The 24,066-nt window shown below is 65.5% G+C and carries 25 protein-coding genes; 12 read left to right on the top strand and 13 right to left on the bottom strand.

The genetic code is table 11. From position 1 onward, the window contains the following. Nucleotides 1-6 precede the first annotated feature (6 nt). From hutH to BEK68_RS11125, 5 genes are read left to right on the top strand one after another with little or no spacing between them, the layout of a single operon-like run. Nucleotides 7-1,563 carry a histidine ammonia-lyase gene (gene hutH / locus BEK68_RS11145; protein WP_012436350.1) on the top strand — a complete coding sequence of 519 codons (1,557 nt, stop codon included), beginning with the start codon at nt 7-9 and terminating at the stop codon, nt 1,561-1,563. A gap of 2 nt (nt 1,564-1,565) precedes the next feature. Further along, entirely contained in the window at nt 1,566-2,543 is a 978-nt protein-coding gene (gene hutG, locus BEK68_RS11140) for a formimidoylglutamase (RefSeq protein ID WP_012436349.1), read from the top strand. Next, nucleotides 2,536-3,771, top strand: a complete 1,236-nt coding sequence (hutI, locus tag BEK68_RS11135) for an imidazolonepropionase (protein WP_012436348.1) — start codon at nt 2,536-2,538, stop codon at nt 3,769-3,771. Before hutG ends, hutI begins: the two co-directional genes overlap by 8 nt. A 56-nt stretch (nt 3,772-3,827) precedes the next feature. Then, nucleotides 3,828-4,943, top strand: coding sequence for a ferrochelatase (gene hemH, locus BEK68_RS11130; protein ID WP_004631671.1), 1,116 nt, complete (start codon nt 3,828-3,830; stop codon nt 4,941-4,943). After that, nucleotides 4,940-5,338, top strand: coding sequence for an RNA-binding S4 domain-containing protein (locus BEK68_RS11125; protein WP_012436347.1), 399 nt, complete (start codon nt 4,940-4,942; stop codon nt 5,336-5,338). Before hemH ends, BEK68_RS11125 begins: the two co-directional genes overlap by 4 nt. Before the next feature lie 21 nt (nt 5,339-5,359). On the opposite strand, the gene BEK68_RS26455 is transcribed toward BEK68_RS11125, so the two are convergent. Then, on the bottom strand, nt 5,360-5,557 hold the full coding sequence (locus tag BEK68_RS26455; RefSeq protein WP_004631677.1) for a hypothetical protein: 198 nt from the start codon (nt 5,555-5,557) through the stop codon (nt 5,360-5,362). A gap of 262 nt (nt 5,558-5,819) precedes the next feature. On the opposite strand from BEK68_RS26455, the gene grpE reads away from it, so the two are divergent. The 3 genes from grpE (at nt 5,820) to rnk (ending at nt 7,625) form a co-directional block, all read left to right on the top strand. Next, on the top strand, nt 5,820-6,467 hold the full coding sequence (gene grpE, locus BEK68_RS11115; protein WP_012436346.1) for a nucleotide exchange factor GrpE: 648 nt from the start codon (nt 5,820-5,822) through the stop codon (nt 6,465-6,467). A 13-nt stretch (nt 6,468-6,480) separates the two neighbouring features. Further along, nucleotides 6,481-6,906 (top strand): thioredoxin family protein, encoded by a 426-nt coding sequence (locus BEK68_RS11110; protein ID WP_004631681.1) that lies wholly within the window; start codon nt 6,481-6,483, stop codon nt 6,904-6,906. 311 nt (nt 6,907-7,217) lie between these two features. Then, nucleotides 7,218-7,625 (top strand): nucleoside diphosphate kinase regulator, encoded by a 408-nt coding sequence (rnk, locus tag BEK68_RS11105; RefSeq protein WP_012436345.1) that lies wholly within the window; start codon nt 7,218-7,220, stop codon nt 7,623-7,625. A 12-nt stretch (nt 7,626-7,637) separates the two neighbouring features. Here rnk and BEK68_RS11100 read toward each other — a convergent pair whose 3' ends face one another. Further along, nucleotides 7,638-8,933, bottom strand: coding sequence for a phospholipase A (locus tag BEK68_RS11100; RefSeq protein WP_012436344.1), 1,296 nt, complete (start codon nt 8,931-8,933; stop codon nt 7,638-7,640). Nucleotides 8,934-9,197: 264 nt separating this feature from the next. Between BEK68_RS11100 and dnaK the strand changes: the two genes are divergently transcribed. From dnaK to BEK68_RS11085, 3 genes are all read left to right on the top strand, one after another. After that, the gene (gene dnaK / locus BEK68_RS11095) at nt 9,198-11,150 is read left to right on the top strand and encodes a molecular chaperone DnaK (protein WP_012436343.1); all 1,953 of its coding nucleotides are present in this window, start codon (nt 9,198-9,200) and stop codon (nt 11,148-11,150) included. 134 nt (nt 11,151-11,284) lie between these two features. Next, nucleotides 11,285-12,433, top strand: coding sequence for a molecular chaperone DnaJ (gene dnaJ, locus BEK68_RS11090; RefSeq protein WP_004631688.1), 1,149 nt, complete (start codon nt 11,285-11,287; stop codon nt 12,431-12,433). A 149-nt stretch (nt 12,434-12,582) separates the two neighbouring features. Further along, a complete protein-coding gene (locus BEK68_RS11085; RefSeq protein WP_012436342.1) occupies nt 12,583-14,481 on the top strand; it encodes a bifunctional chorismate-binding protein/class IV aminotransferase in 1,899 nt (632 codons plus the stop codon). On the opposite strand, the gene BEK68_RS11080 is transcribed toward BEK68_RS11085, so the two are convergent. Genes BEK68_RS11080 through BEK68_RS11040 form a run of 9 tightly spaced genes read right to left on the bottom strand, consistent with a single transcriptional unit; the run spans nt 14,425 to nt 22,025 of the window. Then, the gene (locus tag BEK68_RS11080) at nt 14,425-15,123 is read right to left on the bottom strand and encodes an ABC transporter ATP-binding protein (RefSeq protein ID WP_012436341.1); all 699 of its coding nucleotides are present in this window, start codon (nt 15,121-15,123) and stop codon (nt 14,425-14,427) included. The genes BEK68_RS11085 and BEK68_RS11080 overlap by 57 nt on opposite strands. Continuing rightward, nucleotides 15,120-15,827 (bottom strand): ABC transporter permease, encoded by a 708-nt coding sequence (locus tag BEK68_RS11075; RefSeq protein WP_004631691.1) that lies wholly within the window; start codon nt 15,825-15,827, stop codon nt 15,120-15,122. The genes BEK68_RS11080 and BEK68_RS11075 overlap by 4 nt, the downstream gene beginning before the upstream one ends. 11 nt (nt 15,828-15,838) lie before the next feature. Then, nucleotides 15,839-16,657, bottom strand: coding sequence for a 3-methyl-2-oxobutanoate hydroxymethyltransferase (panB, locus tag BEK68_RS11070; protein WP_012436340.1), 819 nt, complete (start codon nt 16,655-16,657; stop codon nt 15,839-15,841). Nucleotides 16,658-16,713: 56 nt separating this feature from the next. Then, nucleotides 16,714-17,358, bottom strand: coding sequence for a deoxynucleoside kinase (locus BEK68_RS11065; RefSeq protein ID WP_012436339.1), 645 nt, complete (start codon nt 17,356-17,358; stop codon nt 16,714-16,716). Nucleotides 17,359-17,387: 29 nt separating this feature from the next. Next, nucleotides 17,388-17,903 carry a 2-amino-4-hydroxy-6-hydroxymethyldihydropteridine diphosphokinase gene (gene folK / locus BEK68_RS11060; protein ID WP_004631694.1) on the bottom strand — a complete coding sequence of 172 codons (516 nt, stop codon included), beginning with the start codon at nt 17,901-17,903 and terminating at the stop codon, nt 17,388-17,390. Next, nucleotides 17,900-19,465 (bottom strand): polynucleotide adenylyltransferase PcnB, encoded by a 1,566-nt coding sequence (gene pcnB / locus BEK68_RS11055; RefSeq protein WP_004631699.1) that lies wholly within the window; start codon nt 19,463-19,465, stop codon nt 17,900-17,902. Before pcnB ends, folK begins: the two co-directional genes overlap by 4 nt. A 12-nt stretch (nt 19,466-19,477) precedes the next feature. Further along, on the bottom strand, nt 19,478-20,152 hold the full coding sequence (locus BEK68_RS11050) for an HAD family hydrolase (RefSeq protein WP_004631702.1): 675 nt from the start codon (nt 20,150-20,152) through the stop codon (nt 19,478-19,480). Nucleotides 20,153-20,204: 52 nt separating this feature from the next. Next, the gene (gene hda / locus BEK68_RS11045; protein ID WP_004631704.1) at nt 20,205-20,906 is read right to left on the bottom strand and encodes a DnaA regulatory inactivator Hda; all 702 of its coding nucleotides are present in this window, start codon (nt 20,904-20,906) and stop codon (nt 20,205-20,207) included. A gap of 48 nt (nt 20,907-20,954) precedes the next feature. After that, nucleotides 20,955-22,025 (bottom strand): AI-2E family transporter, encoded by a 1,071-nt coding sequence (locus tag BEK68_RS11040; RefSeq protein ID WP_012436338.1) that lies wholly within the window; start codon nt 22,023-22,025, stop codon nt 20,955-20,957. 163 nt (nt 22,026-22,188) lie between these two features. On the opposite strand from BEK68_RS11040, the gene purM reads away from it, so the two are divergent. Then, on the top strand, nt 22,189-23,244 hold the full coding sequence (gene purM, locus BEK68_RS11035) for a phosphoribosylformylglycinamidine cyclo-ligase (protein WP_004631708.1): 1,056 nt from the start codon (nt 22,189-22,191) through the stop codon (nt 23,242-23,244). A gap of 73 nt (nt 23,245-23,317) precedes the next feature. Here purM and BEK68_RS11030 read toward each other — a convergent pair whose 3' ends face one another. Next, the gene (locus tag BEK68_RS11030; protein WP_024542263.1) at nt 23,318-23,758 is read right to left on the bottom strand and encodes a hypothetical protein; all 441 of its coding nucleotides are present in this window, start codon (nt 23,756-23,758) and stop codon (nt 23,318-23,320) included. Nucleotides 23,759-23,853: 95 nt separating this feature from the next. Beyond that, nucleotides 23,854-24,060, bottom strand: a complete 207-nt coding sequence (locus BEK68_RS11025; RefSeq protein WP_049768039.1) for a hypothetical protein — start codon at nt 24,058-24,060, stop codon at nt 23,854-23,856. Nucleotides 24,061-24,066 lie beyond the last annotated feature (6 nt).

The following is a 24,066-nucleotide window of genomic DNA, read 5'->3' as shown; positions in this document are numbered from 1 at the left end:
ATTGCTATGAACACCATGACCACGCCCCCCATCATCACGTTGCAGCCGGGCGCAATGTCCTTTGCCGACCTGCGCCGCGTCTGGCTCGCCCCCACGCCTGTTGCGCTGTCGGGCGATTGCGCTGCCGCCATCGAAGCCTCGGCAGCCACCGTGCAGGCCATCGTCGCCAAGGGCGCGCCGGCCTACGGCATCAACACCGGTTTCGGCCTGCTGGCCAAGACGCAGATCGCCACGCACGAGCTGGAGCGCCTGCAACGCAACCTGATCCTGTCGCACGCTGTCGGCACCGGTGAAGACTTGAGCGACAACGTGGCGCGATTGGTGCTGCTGATGAAGGCAGCGAGCCTGGCGCGCGGTTATTCGGGCGTGCGCCGTGTTGTGATCGACACGCTGTTGGCACTGCTGAACGCCGGCATCGTGCCCTGCATTCCGTCGAAGGGTTCGGTGGGCGCGTCGGGCGATCTGGCGCCGCTGGCGCACATGACGCTGGCCCTGCTGGGCGAAGGCGACGTGCGCGTGAACGGCGTACGCACCCCGGCACGTGCGGCACTGGCTGCCGCGGGCATCGAGCCGATCGCGCTGGCCGCCAAGGAAGGCCTGGCACTCATCAACGGCACGCAGGTGTCGACCGCGTTGGCGCTCAACGGCCTGTTCCTGGCCGAGCGACTGCTGCAAGCCGCCACGGTGTCGGGTGCGTTGTCGGTGGATGCCGCCAAGGGCAGCGACGCGCCGTTCGATCCGCGCGTGCACACTGTGCGTGGGCAAGCCGGCCAGATCGCCACCGCGGCCGTGTACCGCAACCTGCTTGCCGGCAGCGCCATCCGTCAGTCTCACCTCGTGGGCGACAAGCGCGTGCAAGACCCATACAGCCTGCGCTGCCAGCCGCAAGTCATGGGTGCATGTTTCGATCTGATCCGCCAGGCCGGCGCCACGCTGCTCACCGAAGCCAACGCAGTGACCGACAACCCGCTGGTCTACGCCGACGCCGGTGAAGTGATCTCGGGCGGTAACTTCCATGCCGAGCCGGTGGCGTTTGCCGCCGACATGCTCGCGCTGGCGATTGCCGAGATCGGTGCGCTGTCCGAGCGCCGCATCGCGCTGCTGATCGACTCCACGCTGTCGGGCTTGCCGCCGTTCCTGGTCGAGCAGCCGGGCCTGAACTCGGGCTTCATGATCGCCCACGTCACGGCCGCCGCGCTGGCGTCGGAAAACAAGACGTTCGCCCACCCGGCCAGCGTCGACAGCCTGCCGACTTCCGCCAACCAGGAAGACCACGTCAGCATGGCAACCTTTGCAGGCCGCCGTTTGCAGGACATGGCTGAGAACACCGCCACCATCGTCGGCATCGAAGCGCTGGCGGCGGCGCAGGGCATCGACTTCCACAAGCCGCTGGCGACGTCCGACACGCTGCAGAAGGCACATGGCTGCATCCGTGCGCGCGTGGCGTACTACGGTGAAGATCGCCTGTTCGCCCCCGACATCGAAGCCGCCCGCCGCCTCGTGCTCGACGGTGCCCTCGGCGATTCGTGCCGCGCGCACGTCGGCGAACTCGCACTCGTCTGACCATGCTCGCCCAAGCCGAACCGAACGTCTGGCAAGGCCGCGTCGATGCGGAGGAAGGCCCGCTGGGCTTGCGTTGGCACCAGACGGTGCGCCGCATCGATGCATCGACGCCGCTGGCCAACACCGTCGCCCTGGCGGGCTTTGCCTGCGATGCGGGTGTCGCACGCAACCACGGGCGCACCGGTGCACAGGCGGGCCCCGCGGCCATCCGCAAGATGCTCGCGAACCTGCCCGCGCGTGCGGGCCGTGTGGTCGTCGACGCGGGCGACGTGACATGCCAAGGCGATGCGCTGGAAGACGCGCAGAGCGAATTGTCCGGTGTGCTGCACGATCTGCTCGACCGCGGCGCATTTCCGATCGCGCTCGGCGGCGGCCACGAGATCGCGTGGGCATCGTTTGGCGGCTTGGCGAGGCATCTGGCGGCGAAATCCAACCAGCCCCCGCGTATCGGCATTCTCAATCTGGACGCGCATTTCGATTTGCGCGCCGGCGAGCGCGGCAGCTCGGGCACACCCTTCCGCCAGATCGCCGAAGACTGCGCACGGCGCGGCTGGCCGTTCCACTACGCCTGCCTGGGCGTGAGCACCTACGCCAACACCGAAGCGCTGTTCGCGCGTGCGCGCCAGCTCGGTGTGCGTTGGATGCACGACGATGAGATGGACGTCATGCAGCTCGCGCACGTGCTGAAGGTGGTCGAGGTGTTTCTGAGTCAGGTCGACCACGTCTATCTGACGATGTGCCTGGACGTGCTGCCGGCCGCGGTGGCTCCGGGCGTGAGCGCGCCGTCCGCACGCGGCGTGGGCATGGACGTGATCGAGCCCATCGTCGATCGCGTGGTCAGCTCGGGCAAGCTGCGGCTGGCGGATGTGGCGGAACTGAACCCGTCGCTCGACATTGATCACCACACGGCACGTGTTGCTGCCCGCCTCGTGGCGCGCGTGGCAGACGGCATTGGCCTGCAGGGAGCCGCACATGGCTGATCCGGCCAACCCGCACTGGGACGGGCTCTGGACCAACGTCCATCTCGCCACGCTCGCCGCCGATGCCGACGGCTACGGCGAGATCCGCGACGGCGCCATCGCCGTCAAGGACGGCCGCATTGCGTGGCTTGGGTACCGCGCTGATGTGCCCGTCAACGCCCGCGCCACACGCGAACACGATGGCGGCGGCGCGTGGCTCACGCCCGGCCTGATCGACTGCCACACACACCTCGTCTACGCCGGCAACCGCAGCAATGAATTCGAAGCGCGCCTGAACGGCGTGCCATACGAAGAGATCGCGCGCGCGGGCGGCGGCATCCTCTCGACCGTTCGCGCCACGCGGGCGGCCAGCGAGGACGCGCTGGCCGAAGCCAGTCTGCCTCGCCTGAATGCCCTGAGCGCCGAAGGTGTCACGACCGTCGAAATCAAGTCGGGCTACGGCCTGAACCTCGAAACCGAGCGCCGCATGCTGCGGGTGGCGCGCCGCTTCGGCCAGGCATTGCCAGTGCGCGTGCGGACCACGTTCCTCGGCGCGCATGCCGTACCGCCCGAATTTGCCGGCCGCGCGGATGACTACATCGATCATCTGTGCGCCGATGTGCTGCCCGCGCTTGCCGGAGAAGGTCTTGTCGATGCGGTTGACGCCTTCTGCGAAACCATTGGTTTTACGCCCGCACAGACAGTGCGCATGTTCGACGCTGCCCAGCGCCACGGCCTGCCGGTCAAGCTGCATGCCGAACAGCTCTCCGACCAGGGCGGCGCGGCGCTGGTGGCTCGCTACGGCGGTCTTTCAGCGGATCATCTCGAATGCCTGACCGATGCAGGCGTTGCCGCCATGGCGCAAGCCGGCACGGTCGCCGTGCTGCTGCCCGGCGCGTTCTACTGCCTGCGCGAAACGCGCCTGCCGCCGATGGCCGCGCTGCGTGCCGCCAGTGTGCCCATGGCCGTGTCGACCGACTGCAACCCTGGCACATCGCCGTTGTCGTCGCTGCTGCTGGCGATGAACATGGCGTGCACGCTGTTCCGCATGACGCCGCTGGAAGCGCTGACCGGCGCCACGCGTCATGCTGCCGCCGCGCTGGGCCTGTCTGGCACGTGTGGCGTGCTGGCTCCGGGCTGCGCGGCCGATTTCGCTCTGTGGCGCATCGACCGGCCCGCCGATCTGGCGTACGCGATGGGGCTTAACCCGTGTGTTGGTGTGGTCAAGGACGGCGCCGTGGTGGCGTAAGGAACACGCGATGAATCGGCTCGTATAATCGGCCGGTCTATCGCGAACCCGCGCCCATGCCCTTCTTGCCCGAACCCCTGTTCCAGCACGGCCAGCCCGATCGCACGGCGATCCTGCTCGTCAACCTCGGTACGCCCGACGGTACGTCGCCACGCGAGGTCGGCCGCTACCTGCGTCAGTTCCTGTCCGACCCCCGCGTTGTGGAAATTCCGCGCGCCGTGTGGTGGTTCATCCTCAACGTGCTGATCGTGCCGCTACGCTCGCGGGCGTCGGCGCACAAGTACGAAAGCATATGGCTGCGCGAGGCCAACATGACGGGCTCGCCGCTGCTCGTCTACAGCGAGCGCCAGGCGCATGCGCTGCAGCAGTTGCTGAACGCCCAGGGCCACGATGTGGTGGTTGCCTGTGCGATGCGCTATGGCAATCCTTCGATTCCGTCCGTCATGCAGGCGCTGCGCAAGCAGGGCGTCGAGCGTATCCTCGTGTTGCCGATGTATCCGCAGTATTCCGGCACCACCACCGCGACGGCCTTCGATGAGGTCTTCCGCGTGCTGGGCGAAATGCGCAATCAGCCGGAGTTGCGGCTGGTCAAGCATTTCCACGATGACCCTGCCTACATCAATGCGCTGCACCAGCAGGTGGGGGCGTATTGGGCACAGCACGGCGCACCCGATTTCGCGCACGGCGACAAGCTGGTGCTGTCGTTTCATGGTGTGCCGCGACGGACGCTGGAATTGGGCGATCCGTATCACTGCGAATGCCTGAAGACCGGGCGCTTGCTGGGAGAAGCGCTCGGCCTGCAGCCGGGTCAGTACCTGGTCACGTTCCAGTCACGCTTTGGCCGAGCCGAATGGTTGCAACCATACACCGCGCCCACGCTGGAAGAGCTTGGCCGAGTCGGCACCAACCGCGTCGATGTGTTCTGCCCGGGCTTCCCGGCCGATTGCCTGGAGACGCTGGAAGAGATCGCCATGGAAGGGCAGTCGACCTTCCGTGTCGCCGGCGGCAAGGAATTCCATTACATCCCGTGCCTCAATGACAGCGAAGCCTGGATCGCCGGCATTGCCGACATCGCGCTTGCGCATCTGCAGGGCTGGCCGCTCACGCTTACGCATCCGCACGTGCTGGAAGCCAGCCGCACGCGTGCGCAGAGCAAGGGAGCGGCCGCATGAAGGTGAGCACGGACGCGGCCGATCGCGTGCGTATCGACAAATGGCTGTGGGCGGCGCGCTTCTTCAAGACGCGTTCGCAGGCGACGGACGCGGTGGAGCGCGGTCGCGTGCAGATCAACGATCAGGCGGTTCGCCCCGCCAAGGATGTCAAGATCGGTGACCGCGTGCGGGTGCACGCGCATGAACAGCAGTGGGAAGTGGAAGTATTGGCGCTGGCGGAAGTGCGCGGCCCAGCTTCGGTCGCCCAAACGCTCTACGCCGAGACGGACACCAGTCGCTTAAAACGCGAAGAGAACGCCGACAAGCGCCGGCTCTATCGGGAACCCGCCACACAAATTGCCGGCCGGCCGACCAAGCGCGACCGGCGGCGCATCGACAAACTCGGCGGCGAATGACGCATTCCGCGCGAGTGTGTGCTAACTTGATACGCTCATCAAACCGCGCGGCATCTGCTCCATCTGCGCCGGCTTGATGATGTAGTGCTTGAAGAATGCCTTGCCGCTGCCGTACTCCGTATAACGTGGCGTGACAGCGCCAGACAGGCAAATGAACGTTGTGGCTGCGGTCAGGGTCAACAGCAGGAGCACGGTCAGAACGGGCAATTTGTTGTGCATGATACGAACCCTCAAAGAAGCTCGCGCCCCCCGATTTTTTCTTGCATCATAGGCGGCCAATTGGGGCGTCGCAATTGCTGTGCCGTTGCAGTCTGATGAAAGTTGTAACCCCATATTTCGTGATGCACGGCGCACAGTTGTCGCGCATCCGGCGCCCTTGAAAAGCGCGCCAAATGCCCCATAACGGGGACAAATCGTTTGTAAAAATCCAGCGGATCGATTCCGGGCACATGCCGTGCGTCGATCCCCTTTATCCAGCGCTATGAAACACACTTCGGACACCCCCTCGAACTCGGACATGCCATCGGACAGCCAAGCCACCCAGCCGAACGCATCGGCGACGGGCCAAGCGGCCCATGCCTATTCGAGTCAGGCGCAGCGCGCAAGCGCCGACGCCCAGGCTGTCGCCGGTGACGAAGCCGCCGTGGCAGAAGCTGTGGCCGACGTGGACGTCGCTGAACTGCGTCGTCAACTGGAGGCCGCAGAAGAAAAGGCTCGCCAGAATTACGAAAACTGGGCGCGCGCGACGGCCGAAGGCGAGAACATCCGCCGCCGTGGTCAGGACGATGTGGCCAAGGCCCACAAGTTCGCCATCGAAGGCTTTGCCGAATACTTGCTGCCGGTGATGGACAGCCTGCAAGCCGCCTTGGCGGACACGTCGGGCGACGCCACCAAGCTGCGTGAGGGCGTTGAACTCACGCTCAAGCAGCTCTACGCCGCGTTCGAGAAGGGCCGTGTGACCGAGCTGAACCCGGTGGGTGAAAAGTTTGATCCGCACCGCCATCAAGCTATCTCGATGGTGCCGGCTGACCAGGAAGCCAACACCGTGGTGGCGGTGCTCCAGCGCGGGTACACGCTGGCCGACCGCGTGCTGCGCCCGGCCCTCGTGACGGTGGCGGCTCCCAAGTGAGCCGACGCGCCCCATGATCCAGAACATAGCCACTTCGCACGACGCCCACGCCGCGATCCCGGTCGACAAGACCGCGCTCGCGGCGTTCGGCATGCGCGAGGTGAACACCGAGACCTTCGACGCGGCCATTGCGGCCGCGGGCGATGCGCTCGTGTGCGTGTTCTTTTGGGGCGTCGATTGCTTTAACTGCGAGATGGCCAAGCAGGCCATGCTCGCGCAACCGGCCGCCGTGCGTGAACTGGGACTGAGTTGGCTGCATGCCAACGTTTATGCTCACCCGGAGCTGGGCCAGCGCTTTGCCCTGCACGGTATTCCGGTGTTCATGTTCTTCCATCGTGGCAAGAAGCTTGGCCGGGCGACCGGCTGGCATGGCCACGCGCAGTTTGCCGCCGCCGTTGCCAATGCGCGCAACAAGCTGGCCGGCAAGCCGCTTGTCTGAGGCAGCGACCATGATGACGTCGACGCCCATGGCTGCGGCCCTCTTTCTTGCTTCGCCTTCCCGTGCTGTGCGCCCCTTGCCGCGCGCCGCTCAGGCGATGACCGCGGCCCTTGCCGCCGCCCGGCGGTCGTTCTAGTGCCCCTGCGGCACGTTGCCGCCGGGCTCGCTCTCTTTCACCAGCAGTTTTAGTGCGTGTTACCGCTGGCCGGCCTGTGTGCCCGCTGGTTTCCTTGCCGCTGCTTTGCGTTGGCCTGTGCGGCTATCGGCAGCGGCTTTGCTTCGTGTTGAACACAGACTTGTAGGAGATCGTCATGGCCAAAGCAGCCGCCATCTACTTGACCGAGCTGGACCTCACCCGCCTGGAAAACGCCGCCAACCGCGCGGGCAGCAACTCGCCGCTGGCGGATCTGGTCGACGACCTGATTGCCCGCGCCAACGTGGTGCCCAGCAACAAGATTCCCGCCGATGTGGTGACCATGAACTCGGTCGTGTGCGTGGTGGACGACGCCGGCGCCGAGCAAAAGTGGACGCTCGTCTACCCGGAAGAGGCCAACGTGGCGTCGGCCAAGCTGTCGGTGCTCTCGCCGATGGGCGCTGCGCTGCTGGGCGCGCGCGCGGGCAAGTCGGTCAAATACTCCGCGCCCAATGGTGCTCAGCGTTCGTTGCGCATCGATCGCGTGGCGTTCCAGCCCGAGGCGGCCGGCCAGCACACGCTGTAAGCCGGCTGCGTCCTATCGCGAGAGGCTGTACCCGACGCGCAACTGCGAGCCCAGCTTGTGGTTGTAGTCGAGCAGGCTCTCGCCGTAGCCGGTGAAATACTGGATGAACAGATAGCCGGCCGTGCCAGTGAAGATTCGGCTCATCGGATACGTCAATTGCGCGTCGACGCTCCCATAGGCCTTGCGGGTGCCCTTGCGCAGCGTGGCGGCCAGTTCCCAGCCGTTGGGCGCACCGTACGACACGCGGAAATCCCCGAAACCACGGTAGTGGGCGATGTCGGTGTTGCCGGTGCGCGTGAGGTACGCGTAGAGCTTGGGCTCGAACTTCCAGTGGTAATCGTTCAGGTCACCAAAGTGGAACGTCGGGCGTACGAATGCGGTGTTGATGGCGCGTGAGGCGTCACCGTCGCGGCCGTTCGATTCGTGCTCGATGCCGGCCGCGAACGATAGCCGTGTGAGCGCGCCGCCATGGACGCCCGTGTCGGGGCGGTAATAGAAGACGCTCGGCCGGTAATTCGTATCCCTGAACGGCGCCGATTCCTTGCCCAGATCCCACAGCGAGAACTGCGTATAACCGAAATACAGGTTATCGAACAGCGCTGCCGATGCCGGGTTTTCCGGCTGAAAAATCCGAAATTTGAAGCTCAACTGAAACTTGGCGTTCAGGCCCCCATGCGCGCCCACGGCGGCGAACATGGGTTCGTGGAACGTCAGGCGCGCGGTTTCTTCCGGGGGGCGGGACGCCTCGCCATTGCCGGCCACAGCCACGGGAATGGGCGGTGTAGCGGTTGCGTTGGCAGCGAGCGCACTCGGGTTGGTGCCGAGCGCGCCGCCGGGGCGGGTCGCTTCGGCGGCGGCGTTGCGGGCGGCGCCGGTGGGGGCGCCATCCGCGGCAATCTGCGGGGCGTCTGCGCCACGCACGAGCGTCACCAGAACGGGCGCTGCATCCAGGTCCGGCACATCAATCCGGACGGTACCGCGCAGCACCTCGGGCAGCGTGCCCGTATAGGCGACCGTGCGGACCTGGCCGAGACGCAGGTGCAGGGTTTCTTCGCCAGCGTTGTGTCGATCAAGAATCACTTCTACCGGGCCCTGCAGATCAGCGCTGGCGGTGACGCGTAGCTTGGCTGGCACGGCATAGCTGCGCTGGGCGGCGTCTCCCGAAATGACTAGGGTCAGATTGAACGGCTGGTTGGCATTGACGCGGCGGGAGGGCTGAAGGAGGGCAACGGCCGCATCGGCGCAGGGCACGGCGCATGCGGCAAGCAAGGTAGCGCCAAGGATGGATCGAAGCGAGGGCAACGGCATGGGCGCAAAAGCCAGGTTCGTGTCCGGCGAGTGGCAATGCGCGCAAGGGTACCACCCACACCTTTTGTGCCCGGTTTGCGGCTCCGGGCGTTCAAAACGCACGTTTTTGCCAGGGAGCGCACGTTTTCGGGTGCTTTCCCAGGAAAAACCGGCCAAAATGCTCAACTTTTCAAAATTCGGCCTTGAAAAGCCGGACGGCACTCCCACATCCGATCCAAGTTTGTATTCAGTGCAGTCCTGACACCAGATTCGAGGAGCAAGAACATGGGCAAAATCATCGGTATCGACTTGGGTACCACCAATAGCTGCGTCGCCATCATGGAGGGCAACACCCCCAAGGTGATCGAGAATGCGGAAGGCGCTCGCACCACCCCGTCGATCATCGCCTACATGGAAGATGGCGAGATCCTGGTCGGTGCCCCGGCCAAGCGCCAGGCGGTGACCAACCCGAAGAACACGCTGTACGCCGTCAAGCGCCTGATCGGCCGCAAGTTTGAAGAGAAGGAAGTCCAGAAGGACATCGGCCTGATGCCGTATTCCATCGTCAAGGCCGACAACGGCGACGCCTGGGTGGAAGTGCGCGGCCAGAAGCTGGCACCGCCGCAAATCTCAGCCGAAACCCTGCGCAAGATGAAGAAGACCGCCGAGGACTACCTGGGCGAGGAAGTGACCGAAGCCGTGATCACGGTGCCGGCCTACTTCAACGATTCGCAGCGCCAGGCCACCAAGGACGCCGGCCGCATTGCCGGTCTGGACGTCAAGCGCATCATCAACGAGCCGACCGCGGCTGCGCTGGCATTCGGCCTGGACAAGAACGAGAAGGGCGACCGCAAGATCGCCGTGTATGACCTGGGCGGCGGTACGTTCGACATCTCGATCATCGAGATTGCCGACGTGGACGGCGAGAAGCAGTTCGAAGTGCTGTCGACCAACGGCGACACGTTCCTGGGCGGCGAAGACTTCGACCAGCGCATCATCGATTACATCATCGGCGAGTTCAAGAAGGAGCAGGGCGTCGACCTGTCGAAGGACGTGCTCGCACTGCAACGCCTGAAGGAAGCCGCTGAAAAGGCCAAGATCGAGCTGTCGAGCACGCAGCAGACTGAAATTAACCTGCCGTACATCACGGCGGATGCCTCGGGCCCGAAGCACTTGAACCTGAAGATCACGCGCGCCAAGCTCGAAGCGCTGGTCGAAGACCTGATCGCCCGTACGATCGATCCGTGCCGCACCGCCATCAAGGATGCTGGCGTGAAGGTGTCGGACATCCACGACGTGATCCTGGTGGGCGGCATGACGCGCATGCCGAAGGTGCAGGAGAAGGTGAAGGAGTTCTTCGGCAAGGAAGCCCGCAAGGACGTGAACCCGGACGAGGCCGTTGCCGTGGGCGCTGCCATCCAGGGTCAGGTGCTGGGCGGTGACCGTACCGACGTGCTGCTGCTGGACGTGACGCCGCTGTCGCTGGGCATCGAAACGCTGGGTGGCGTGATGACCAAGATGATCGGTAAGAACACGACCATCCCGACCAAGTTCTCGCAGACCTTCTCGACCGCCGACGACAACCAGCCGGCCGTGACGATCAAGGTCTACCAGGGCGAGCGCGAGATGGCCTCGGGCAACAAGATGCTCGGCGAATTCAACCTGGAAGGCATTCCGCCGGCACCGCGCGGGACGCCGCAGATTGAAGTGTCGTTCGACATCGACGCCAACGGCATCCTGCATGTGGGCGCCAAGGACAAGGCGACCGGCAAGGAAAACAAGATCACCATCAAGGCAAGCTCCGGCCTGTCGGAAGCCGAGATCGAGCGCATGGTGAAGGACGCCGAGGCCAACGCCGAGGAAGACAAGAAGCTGCGCGAACTGGTCGACTCCCGTAACCAGGGTGAAGCGCTGGTGCACTCGACCAAGAAGGCACTGGGCGAGTACGGCGACAAGCTGGAAGCTGGCGAGAAGGACAAGATCGAAGCCGCGATCAAGGAGCTTGAGGAGACCCTGAAGGGGACCGACAAGGCCGCGATCGACGCCAAGACCGAAGCGCTGGCGACCGCCTCGCAGAAGCTGGGCGAGAAGGTCTACGCCGACATGCAGGCCAAGGGCGAGGCGGGTGGCGCTGAACAAGCCGCTGGTGCCCAGGCAGGCGCGCAAGCAGGGCAAGGCGCACCGCACGACGATAACGTCGTCGATGCCGAGTTCAAGGAAGTGAACGACAAGAAGTAAGCCAGATCGTCCGCCAGGCGGACGTGAGGGTACGCCGGGCAGTGATCATCGGGTTGTGCGGGACGCACCTGATGTCACGCTCGGCTTTTTTGCTATTCGACACGCAGTAAAAACAGGCGACGACTGAAGCCACCATGGCAAAACGTGATTACTACGAAGTGCTCGGGGTGGGTAAGAACGCGAGCGACGACGAGATCAAGAAGGCGTATCGCAAGCTCGCGATGAAGTACCACCCGGACCGCAATCCGGACAGCAAGGAAGCGGAAGACAAGTTCAAGGAGGCCAAAGAGGCCTACGAGATGCTCTCCGACGCTGAGAAGAAGGCTGCCTACGACCAGTACGGCCACGCGGGCGTCGACCCGAACATGGCTGGCGGCTTTGGCGCGGGCGGTGCAGGCTTTGGCGGCGGCTTTGCCGAGGCCTTCGGCGACATCTTTGGCGATATCTTCGGGCAGGCCCAGGGCCAGGGCGGACGTCGCGGCGGTGGCCCGCAGATGTATCGCGGCGCCGACCTGCGCTACAGCATGGAGATCACGCTGGAGCAGGCCGCGCATGGCTACGATACGCAGATCCGCGTGCCGCACTGGGACGAGTGCGACCACTGTCATGGCAAGGGCGCGGAGCCCGGTTCCAGCGTGGAGACCTGCCCCACCTGCCACGGCGCCGGTCAGGTGCGGGTGTCGCAGGGCTTCTTCACGATGCAACAGACGTGTCCGAAGTGCCACGGCAGCGGCAAGTACATCCCCAAGCCGTGTACCAAGTGCCACGGCCAGGGCAAGCTGAAGAGCCAGAAGACGCTGGAAGTGAAGATTCCGGCCGGCATCGACGAAGGCATGCGCATCCGTTCGTCGGGCAACGGCGAGCCGGGCATCAACGGCGGGCCCCCGGGTGACCTGTATGTGGAAATCCACATCAAGCAGCACGCGGTGTTCGAGCGCGACGGCGACGATCTGCATTGCCAGATGCCGATCTCGTTTGCGACGGCAGCCATTGGCGGCGACATCGAAGTGCCGACGCTGGGTGGTCGCGCCTCGTTCACGGTGCCCGAAGGTACGCAGGCCGGTAAGACGTTTCGCCTGCGCGGCAAGGGCATCAAGGGCGTGCGTTCGGGCTATGCGGGCGACCTCTACGTGCACATCAACATCGAGACGCCGGTCAAGCTGACGGAGCACCAGAAGGACCTGCTCAAGCAGTTCGACAAGTCCGTGCACGAAGGCGGCTCGCGGCACAGCCCGCAAGAGCAGTCGTGGCTGGACAAGGTAAAGAACTTCTTCTCCTCGTAAGAAGCCGCGCAAAGGTACCGCGCGGCCCGAGCTTGGCACTGTGATGCTCGTCGTACCGATGTACGGCTGCGCTTCTCGTACCAACCTCGGGCCGCTCGCTACGCTTTTCGAGGCTTCTTGAACACCATCTTTTCGATCAGGACTTCGTCATGCAGCCGCTCCAAGCGCCAGACGCCGGCGCGCCGTTCGCGCTGCTGGACGATGCCACCTCGGGCGACGCGCCGTGCTCGCGCTGGTACGCCGGTTATGTCGGCGAGTTCTTCCGGCCGGCCGGCATGCTCGAGGGGCTGGACGATGATCTTCGTGCCGCCTGGCGCGAGGGTTTGCATGCCCTGATCATTGCGCCGTATGAGTTTGGTGGGCCGCTGGTCGGTCTGCCGGCTTCCACGGAAACGTCTTCTTCATTGCCTGGCCACGATGGCCGCCTGCGCGTGCTGCTGTTTCGCACGATGCAGGTGCTGTCGCCGGCAGAGGTCGATACGTTGTTCGACGCGTGGCCCGAAGCGAGCGGGGCAGCGGGCCTGTTCGATTGTGCGGCCAGCGTCGATCACGCCACCTATACCGACGCCATCGCGCGCATCCACGACTGGATTGCGGCGGGCGATACCTACGAAGTCAACTACACGTACCGCCTGCGCATGACGGCGTTTGGCGCGCCAGCGGCGTTGTATCGGCGCCTGCGTGCGCGTCAGCCGGTGCCGTACGGCGCCTTCATCGGGCTGCCGGAGGGCGCCGCGATTCTGTCGTGCTCGCCGGAGCTGTTCTTTTCGCATCGCGCCGGCCAGCTTGTCGCGCGGCCGATGAAGGGCACCGCGCCAGCCTCCGGCGACGTCGAAGTCGACGAAGCCCGCGCCATCGCACTGGCCGCAGACGAAAAGAACCGCGCCGAGAACTTGATGATCGTCGACCTCTTGCGCAACGATCTGGGCCGCCTCGCGCGAGCGGGGTCAGTGCACGTGCCGGCGTTGTTCGAGGTGACGCCGTTCGGCAGCGTGCTCCAGATGACGTCAACCGTCGAGGCCGAGATTCCGCCCGCCACCGGCCTTGCCGATTGCCTGCGAGCGTTGTTCCCGTGCGGCTCGATCACCGGCGCGCCCAAGCGGCGGACCATGGAGATCATCGAGGCGCTCGAGCCCGAGCCGCGTGGTCTGTACACCGGCGCCATCGGCTGGATCGATGCGCCTGCCGACGATCGAGCGATGGGCGACGCATGCTTCTCGGTGGCGATCCGCACGCTGGTCCTTGGCGCGCCCGGCACCGATGGTCTGCGTCGCGGCGAACTAGGCATTGGCTCCGGCATCGTGCACGACAGCATCGCCGATGAGGAGTACGCGGAGTGCCAACTGAAAGCGCGCTTCGTGACGGCGCTTGACCCGGGGTTATCGCTGTTTGAGACGATGCGCGCGACGCGCGAGGGCGTGGCGCTGCTGGATTGGCATCTGGCGCGGCTGGAGCGTTCAGCGGCAGCCTTTGGTTTCCCGTTCGATCGGACTGCACTGACGAATGATGTGGCGCGTGCGTGCGCAACGCTGGAAGGCGAGGGCGCCTATCGCATGCGCCTGTTGCTTACCCCGGACGGTGGAGCAAACGTATCGGCCGTGCCGCTGTCACCGCTGCATGCCAGCTGGGATGCGCCGGTCCGCCTGCTGGTCGCATCGCAACCGCGTGAGGTCACGCACAGTCTGCCGACGCACAAGACCACGTTGCGCGAAGGCTACGATGCAGCCTGGCAGGCCGCCGAGCGCGCAGGTGCATTCGATGCCGTGTTCTTCAACGCCGATGGCACATTGGCCGAAGGGGGGCGCAGCACGTTGCTGGTCAAGCTCGATGGCGCGTGGTGCACTCCGCCGCTGTCCGCAGGCGTCTTGCCGGGGGTGATGCGTGCCGTGCTGTTGAACGACGCTTTGCCATGGCTTGGCGGGCCGCTGCAAGAGCGTTCGCTCACCCGCGCCGATGTTGCCCGCGCAGAGGCCATCGCCGTATGCAACGCCTTACGCGGTGTGGTGCCCGCGCATTTCGAGCCGGCCTTGACCGTTGACGTGCTCTAGCTTCCAGCGCGCCACGCCGGGCAGGTTGATCAGTTCGCGGTCGTGGCAGACCATCAGCAGTGTGCGGCCCTCTGCTGCCAGTTCTCCCACAAGCGCAATGACTTGCTCGCGTGCGGCGCCGTCCAGGTTCGACGTCGGTTCGTCGAGCAGCAGCACGTCGGTGTGCAGCGCCCGAGCGCGCGCCAATGCAAGACGTTGCGTTTCGCCGCCGGACAGACGCTCGGGCGGCACATCCACCACGTGTTGCAGGCCCGCCCAGCGCAGGGCATCGCCGACGCGCGCATCCAACTCCGCACGTGCCACGCGGTGCGCGCCCGTGGTCAGCCCATAGGCGAGATTCGCGCGTACCGACGTGCGGAACAGGTAGGGATGCTGGTGCACGTAGGTCAGCCGCGCGCGCAGCTCGTGCGGGTAGGGCGATAGCGCCTGCCGCCCGCGGCCCAAATCGACGGTCGCACCATTGGCGGGTGCAAGCCCGGCCAGCATGCGCAGCAGCGTTGATTTGCCGACGCCGTTTGCGCCCGTGATGACAATCGCATGCCCTGCCGACAGCGCCAGGCGCGGAATCTCGAACAGCACGCGCGCGCCGTGCTGGCAGCGCAACCCTTCAAACACCATCGTGGGCTGCGAGAACGCGCTCATGCCGGCTCCCTGCGATAGTTGCCAGCCCCTTGCAACCACGCCAGCACAAGGTTGACGAGCAGTGCCAGCACGATCAGCACGATGCCGAGTGCGATGCCCTGTGCAAACTCGCCCTTGCTTGTTTCCAGCGCAATCGCGGTGGTCATGGTGCGCGTGACGCCCTCGATGTTGCCGCCGACCATCAGCGCCGAGCCCACTTCGGCGATGACGCGCCCGAAGCCGGCCACCACTGCAGCCATGAGGCCGAAGCGCAATTCACGAAACACCGTCAACAGCAAACGGACGCGCCCGGCGCCCAGCACACGTGCGGTTTCTGCGAGACGCGGATCCGCCCGCTCAAGTGTAGTCAGTGCAAACGCCACGATCACCGGCAGCCCAAGCACCGCTTGTCCGAGGATCATGCCGCCTTGCGTGAACAGCAGCCCGAAGCCACCCAGCGGCCCCTGGCGCGAAAGCAGCAGATACAGCAACAGCCCGATCAGCACGGTCGGAAACGACAGCGATGCCTGCGCCAGCACCACCAGCGCACGGCGCCCCGCAAACCGGTGCATGGCGATGAGGTAAGCGATGAGCAGACCGGGGGGCGCCGCCAGCAGCAGCCCCGCGATCGCCACCTTCAACGACACCCAGACGATCCGCCACAACGCCGCATCGCCGCTGGCAAGCAGGGCGAAGGCGTCGACGGTGGCCGACCAGATTTCCATGCGGATGCCGCTCAGGCGAAGGTGTGTTCCGGGCCGGGGAACGTACCGTCCTTGACGGCAGCCACATAGGCGGCGACGGCACCATCGATGGTGGTCTGCCCGTCCATGAAGTTGCGTACGAATTTGGGGCGATGACCCGGGAATACGCCCAACATATCGTGCATGACGAGCACCTGGCCGGAGCACTCCAACCCGGCACCGATGCCGATAGTCGGGATGGCAAGCAGACGAGTGACTTCACCGGCCAGCCCAGCCGGGATGGCTTCCATGACGACGAGTTGCGCGCCGGCGTCCTGCACGGCCAGCGCGTCGGCCTTCAGTTGTGCGGCCGCCTCGTCGCCGCGGCCCTGCACTTTGAAGCCGCCAAATGCATGCACCGATTGCGGCGTCAGGCCGATGTGCGCGCACACGGGGATGCTGCGTTCAACCAGGAACTTGATGGTTGGCGCGAGCCACACGCCGCCTTCGAGCTTGACCATCTGCGCACCGGCCTGCATCACGCGTACGGCACTGTGGAAAGCCTGTTCGGGCGTGCCATACGTGCCAAACGGCAGGTCCGACACGAGCAGCGCCTTGGTCGTCCCACGCGATACGCATTCGGTGTGATAGACGATGTGCTCGAGCGTGACCGGCAGCGTGGTCTTCTGGCCTTGCATCACGTTGCCGAGCGAATCGCCGACGAGCAGCACGTCGGTGCCGTTGCGATCCATCAGGGCGGCGAAACTGGAGTCGTAGGCGGTCAGCATGACGATGCGCTCGCCGGCGGCACGCATGGCCTGCAGCGAAGTCACCGTGACGGCCTTGCGGTTCGATTCCTGGAGATAGCTCATGGACTGAGACTCATTGGGGCATCGCGAGCGCCCACGCAGACCATGTGGTGCGTCGACTAGCGCGTTGCCAGCTTGATGAATTCCTTGGGCCCGCGCATCGCGTCGATGCGGGCGAGCAAGGTGCGGAAATCGTCGTCGTTGCCTGCGGGGTCGAAGGCAGCGGTGTCGACGATCATCGTCGGTGCGGCATCGTAATACAGAAACAGCTCGCCGTATGCGGCGCAGATGCGTTCGAGATACTCCGCATCGATGCCGGTTTCGTAAGGAACGGCGCGACGGGTGACGCGTGGCAGCAGGTCTTCTGCGCGAGCCTGCAGGCAGATGACGAGGTCGATGCGCTGTTGCGGCAGGGCCAGCGCATTGGCCATCGCGTCGTACAGCGCGAGTTCATCGGCGGGCAGCGTGAGCTGGGCGAACAGCCGGTCGCGCGGCAGGAAGCTGTCGGCGACGATGCGCTCGCCGGCGAGCGTTGCCTTGTGCCACGCCTTCAGACGCTCGGCACGTTGCAGCAGGAAGCGCAGCTGCACCGGCAGCGCATAGCGCGCGGGGTCTTCGTAAAAGCGGGCGATGAAGGAATTTTCGGCGGGCGTCTCGAACAACGTTGACGCACGCAGATGATCGGCCAGACGCTGGGCGAGCGCGGTCTTGCCCACGCCAATGGGCCCCTCGACAACAATGCGGCGCAGGTGGTCCAGGGCCATCGGCAGGTGTTTGTGCGTGGTGCGAATGATCAGGCGGCGGGCTGCTTGGCGCGCATGCACTGACACATCGTGGTCTTTTCGATGCGCTGGTCGGCCACGCCGGGCAGCAGCGCAGCCACGGCGCCAATGCCTGGAATCACGAGGTCGGGCGCCAGTTCATGCAGGGGCAGCAGGGTGAAGGCGCGTTGGCCCACGCGGGGGTGCGGCACCGTCAGCTCGGGTGAGGTGAGGACGTGGTCCCCGTAGAGCAGCAAGTCCAGATCGAGCGTGCGCGGCGCGTTGTGGAACGGGCGCTCGCGGCCGAACTGGTCTTCGATGTGGTGGCAGATGCGGAGCAGCTGGTCGGCGGTGAAATGCGTATCGATGCGCACCACGGCGTTGATGTAGTCGTCGCCGCTGGATTCGACGGGCGCGCTGCGATACAGGCTCGATTTGCCGGTGACGGTGATGCCGACCTGCTGTGCGAGGCAGACCACGGCGTCTTTCACAGCCTGGCGCGCGTCGCCCAGGTTGGCGCCGATGCCGATGTACGCCACTGTCTTCACGTTTCCTCCGAACTTCCCGGATTGACGTCACCGACTGTATCCGATTTTGCCGGACCACGTCGGCGGCGACGGCGCTTGCCCGGGCTGGCCGGGCCGGCATTTGCCGAGGGGCTCGGTGCGTGCTTCGCTTGTGCCATGAGGGCTTCGCGGGCTTCGCCGTCGCCGCTCTGGAAGTCGGTCCACCAGTCGGCGAGTTCCTGTGGCAATTCGCCCGAGGCACAGCGCAGCGCGAGGAAGTCGTAGCCGGCGCGGAAGCGCGGCGACTCCAGCAGCCGATACGGCATGCGGCCCGAGCGCTTCTCAAAGCGCGGCTGCATGCTCCAGATTTCCTTCATGTCGGAGGTGAAGCGCCGCTGGATGGCGAGTTGCTCGGTCTGACGGTCGAGCACTTCATCCATGGCGGTGTGCAGCGCGGGGATCAGCGGCTCGCCGGCAGCGCGGCGGCGGTTCCAGTGTTCGACCACGTGATGCCACAGCAGGGAGGCAAACAGGAAGCCCGGCGAGACCGGCTTGCCAGCCTTGACGCGATCGTCGGTGTTGTCGAGCGCAAGCTGCACGAAGCGCTGGCCCATCGGCTGCTCCAGTGCGACGTCCAGCAGCGGCAGCAGGCCGCGATGCAGGCCCGCCTTGCGCAGCTCCTGCAGCGACGCCCAGGCGTGGCCCGACATCAGCAGCTTCAACATCTCGTCGAACAGGCGGGCGGCCGGCACGTTGTGGATCAGCGGGCCCAGCTCCGCGATCGGCGCGCGCGTGTCCGGGTCGATGTCGAAGCCGGTCTTGGCTGCGAAGCGCACCACGCGCAGCATGCGCACCGGGTCTTCGCGGTAGCGGGTGTGCGGATCGCCGATCATGCGCAGCGTGCGGGCGCGCATGTCTTCCATGCCGTGATGGTAGTCATGCACGGTTTCGTCGGCGGGGTCGTAATACATCGCGTTGACGGTGAAGTCGCGGCGGGTGGCGTCTTCGGCCTGGGTGCCCCAGACGTTGTCGCGCAGCACACGGCCGCTGGCGTCGACGGCGTGCGTGTGGTGGTCCAGCTCGGTGCGCTTGACGCGCTTGCCGGCGGGCACCTGCTCGGCGTCAACCGCGTCGACGAGCGCGCGGAAGGTCGAGACTTCGATGATTTCCTGATCGCGTCCGCCGTAGAACGTGACGTGCACGATCTGGAAGCGGCGCCCGATGATGCGCGAGCGGCGGAACAGCGCCTGGACCTGATCGGGCGTGGCGTTGGTCGCCACATCGAAGTCTTTCGGCTTGATGCCGAGCAGCAAGTCGCGCACGGCACCGCCCACGATGAAGGCGGCGTAGCCGGCTTCCTGCAGCGTGGATGTGACCTTGACCGCGTTGCGGGAGAGCAGCTTCGGGTCGATACCGTGCTCGTCCACGCTCCATACCCGTGCCTGGCGCGGCACGCCACCGGCGGAGGCCTTGGTGCGAGCCTTGGCCGCCTTCGGTGCCTTGGGCGCGCGGGTCTTCCTGGCGGCGGTCGCCCCGGGTTCAGCAGGTGCCTGAGGCTCTGCGGAGGTTTTGCCCAGCAGGCGATTGATGAGTTTCTTGATCACGCCGCGCCCTGCTTAGAAGAGATCCATGATGCGCCAGTTGCGCGCGGCTGCGAGGTTGCGCAGCGTGTCGTCCGGGTTGGTGGCGACGGGGTCAGTCACTTCCTCCAGCAGCGGCACGTCGTTGGCCGAATCGCTGTAGAAGGTGCTTCGCTCGAAATCGCTCCAGCCGCGGCCCATGTTGGCCAGCCACTCGTGCACGCGCGCAACCTTGCCTTCACGGAAGCTCGGTGTGCCGGCCACATCGCCGGTGAAGGCGCTGTCCGGGCTGCCGTCGGTGGTGGCCGGTTCGGTGGCGATCAGGTGATCGATGCCGAACGCCTCGGCAATCGGGCGGGTGACGAAGCTGTTGGTGGCGGTGACCACGCAGCACAGGTCGCCGGCGTCCAGGTGCTTGTAGACCAGCGCTTGCGCTTGCGGCGTGATCTTCGGACGGATCACGTCGTGCATGAACTCGGCGTGCCACTGGGCGAGCGTGTCGCGCGGGTGGGCAGCGAGCGGTGCCAGGGCAAAGCGCAGAAACGCGTGGATATCCAGCGTGCCGGCTTTGTAGTCGGCATAGAACTGATCGTTCTTGCGCTGGTATTCGGACGCATCCACCACGCCGCGGCGAATGAGGAAGCGTCCCCACTCGTGGTCGCTGTCGGTGGGGATGAGGGTGTGATCGAGGTCGAAGAGGGCCAGATTCATGGGGCGCGATTTTACCCGAACGTTACATAACCGGCCGCGCCAGCCCCGGGGCTCACTTCATCAGCGCGAGCATGTCGCGCACGAGCGGCAGGGTGACGGCGCGCTTGCGGGCGAGCGAGTAGGTGTCGAGAGCGTCCAGCAAAGCCATCAGGCTCGGCATGTCGCGGTAGGAGTGCGTCACGAGCCACTGCGGCACATCGGCTGAGAGCTGCATGCCGCGTTCGCGGGCGGCCTGGCGCAGCGCTTCAACCTTGTCGGCGTCGGACAGGGGGCGCAACCAGTAGACCAGACCCCAACCCAGCCGAGTGCGCAGATCTTCACGCAGCGGCATCGCCATCGGCGCAGCTGCCCCGGAAATGGCGATGGCGGCATGCGGATGTGCGCGCACTTCATTGACGAGGTTGAACACGGCGATCTGCGCCCATTCGTCCAGGCGCTCGGCGTCGTCGATGGTCCAGACGGTGATGGTCGGGTCGAATTCGAAGGCCTCGGGCGGGGCGTCGGGTTCCAGCGTGCGGACTTCGTAGCCGCCGGCCTCGGTCTGGGCACAGATGGCCTGCAGCAGGTGGCTGCGGCCGCTGCCTTCCTCGCCCCACAGGTAGACCAGGCGGTCGGTGGCGGTACCGTCCACCACTTGCGGAATCAGGGCGCGCAGGCGCAGCACCGCCTCTTCGTTGCCGGTGGCGACGAAGTTGTCGAAGGTCGGGGCGGGTGTCGCACCGAGTTCGAGCGGGAGCTGTTCGGGTGTGGCCATGAAACGTGGAGTGGAGTCGCCGTACTTTTCAGTTGCCTTTGGTGGCTTTCAATCCTGGTAGAGCCGGCTGCCCAGGTAAAGCTGTCGGATCTGCCGCAGACCGACCAGCAGCACAGCACTCATCGGTAGGGCGAGGAGGATACCGAAAAAACCGAACAATTGGCCAAAAGCCAGCAAGGCGAGGATGACCGCCAGCGGATGCAGGCCGATGCGTTCGCCCACCAGGCGGGGCGTCAGGTAGAAGCCTTCCAGGAACTGGCCGATGCCGTACACCACGGCCACCGCCAGCAGGCCATAGAGGTTGCCGAACTGCAACAGTGCGGCCAGGATGGCCAGCGTAAGCCCCACGCCAAAGCCGATATACGGGATGAACACGGCCAGCCCCGTAAAAATGCCCACCGGCAGCGCCACGTCAAAACCCGCCAGCGCCAGCCCCGCCGAGTAGTACACCGCCAGCACCAGCATCACGATGATCTGCCCGCGCAGGTATTGGGAAAGCAGGCCATCGGTTTCGGCGGCCAGTTCGCGCGTTTTGCGCAGCCAGCGGCGCGGCACGGCGGTTTCGAGCCGGCGCATGAGCATGTTCCAGTCCATCAGCAGGTAGAACATCACGATGGGCACCAGGAAGAAGATGCCCAGCACCTGGATGGCCGCCGAGCCCGACACGCGCAGATAGGTCAGCACTCGGGCGACCACGTCGTCCGGGCTGGCGGCGAGCTGTTCCGTGAGCAGCGCCCGCAGGCCGGGAAAATCAAAGCTGACATGCAGGCCCATCTCGGCCAGCCTTGGCGACAGAAACGCGTTGAGCTTGGCGAGCATGCCGGGCAATTGCTCGTGGATGGCCGGAATCTCCCGCTGCAGCACCGCCAGGATCAGCAGCATCAGCGCCACGCCGACCACCGACAGCACCAGGATCATCAAAAACACGCCCAGCACGCGCGGTACGCGATGGCGCTGCAGCCATTCCACGCCCGGGTGCAGGATGTACGACAGGATGAACGCGAAGACGAAGGGCGTGAGCGTCGGCGCCAGCGCCTTGAGCAGGGCCAGGAAGACAAGCGCCACGGCGATCCAGGCGAGCGTGCGCTTGGTTTCCTGTGACAGCACGGGGGCGTTCATGGGGGCGACGGTTCCGATGGCGGGGTGGAGGAGTCGGAAAAGCGGCCATCGGGACGGCCGCATCCGGTAAAATCGCGATTTTACTGGACCGGCGGGTCCGATTTTTGTGACTTCCCGCTGCCGTCTCGCTTTCTTTCCCGGTTTTTTCAATTCAGACGACTGTATGAGCGCTTCCGATACCCCATCCGCATCGACCGGCCTGTCTTACCGCGACGCGGGCGTCGACATCGAGGCGGGTGACGCCCTTGTCGACCGCATCAAGCCGTTTGCCAAGCGCACCATGCGCGAAGGCGTGCTGGGCGGCATCGGCGGCTTCGGCGCGCTGTTCGAGCTGTCCAAGAAGTATCAGGAGCCGGTGCTGGTGTCCGGTACCGACGGCGTGGGCACCAAGCTCAAGCTGGCCTTTGCGTTGAATCGCCACGACACGGTTGGCCAGGATCTGGTCGCCATGAGCGTGAACGACATCCTGGTGCAGGGCGCCGAGCCGCTGTTCTTCCTGGATTACTTCGCCTGCGGCAAGCTCGACGTCGACACCGCTGCCACCGTGGTCAAGGGCATCGCCCAGGGTTGCGAGTTGGCCGGCTGCGCGCTGATCGGCGGCGAAACCGCTGAAATGCCGAGCATGTACCCGGACGGCGAATACGACCTGGCCGGCTTTGCCGTCGGCGCCGTCGAAAAGCGCAAGATCATCGACGGCACGACCATTGCCGAGGGCGACGTGGTGCTGGGCCTGGCTTCGTCGGGTGCGCATTCGAACGGCTACTCGCTGGTGCGCAAGATCATCGAAGTATCGCGCCCGGACTTGAACGCCGATTTCCACGGCCAGCGCCTGCAGGACGCCATCATGGCGCCGACGCGCATCTACGTGAAGCCGCTGCTGGCATTGATGGAGAAGCTGACCGTCAAGGGCATGGCGCACATCACCGGCGGTGGTTTGACCGAAAACGTGCCGCGCGTGCTGCAAGACAACCTGACCGCCGTGCTGCACAAGAGCGCCTGGACGCTGCCGCCGCTGTTCCAGTGGCTGCAGAAGGCCGGCAACGTGGCCGATGACGAAATGCATCGCGTGTTCAATTGCGGCATCGGCATGGTGGTGATCGTGTCGGCAGCCGATGCACCGGCCGCGATCGCGCACCTGAAGGACGCGGGCGAGACGGTCTACCAGATTGGCGAAATCCGCGCACGCCAAGCCGGCGAAGCGCAGACGATCGTGGTCTGACGCGAAGTTCGCCTCAACAAAAAAACCGCCGATGTGTTCGGCGGTTTTTTTATGCGCGTTGTCTTGCGGGCGCTTATTTCAGCGGGACGTATTCGCCGCTGGCGGGGTCGTCCTTCTGCAGCGCGCCGGTGTTCTTGTCGATGAGCAACGTGACCACGCGCGGTGCGGTGTTCGGGTCGCCGCCGCACGCGGGGGTGTGGTTTTCCCGCACTTCGACGCTGTTGTGCGTGTCATCGGCGCGGTCCACCATGAACGACAGGCACTCCTGCGGCAGGGTGGTCAGCTTGTACTTTTCGATGGCGGCGCGGGCCAGATCGACGGCCTTGGTCTGTTCGGCTTCGCTGACGGCGGGCGCGCTGGCGGGCGGCGCATTGGCCGCGTTGGATGCGCCGGGGGCGGGGGCCGCAGGCGTGGAGGCCGGAGCGGGCGAGACAGTCGTGTGCGCGTCGTCGGAGCGGCCACAGCCCACCAGCGCCAGAGCGGTGAGCACGGCAAGCAGCAGGGGTTTGGTCATGATGTGCGGAGCGTGTCGGCGATGTTCAGCCCACGACTTTACCCGGAACTGACCGATCGTTTCCATGCCGCATACGCCTGGGGCATGCACAGCGCTCAGGGCCGGTAGCCAGCGGCACGCGCGTCGGCTTCGTTGAGGAAGAACACGCGGTGGCGCACGTAACCGCCGCGCTCGATGGCCCGGCGTGCTGCTGCGCAATCGAGCCGGCCGTAGATGCGCGCGCGCCGATGCCCGCCCAGCGTGCCGGGCGCGGCGCTCTCATAGGGCTGGCCGTTGGCGCCGGTGAGCGTCCACGTTCTCACGGGGTT

The sequence above is a fragment of the Ralstonia pickettii genome, assembly GCF_001699815.1.
GTDB lineage: Bacteria > Pseudomonadota > Gammaproteobacteria > Burkholderiales > Burkholderiaceae > Ralstonia > Ralstonia thomasii.
This window is presented reverse-complemented; position numbering and strand designations above follow the sequence as displayed.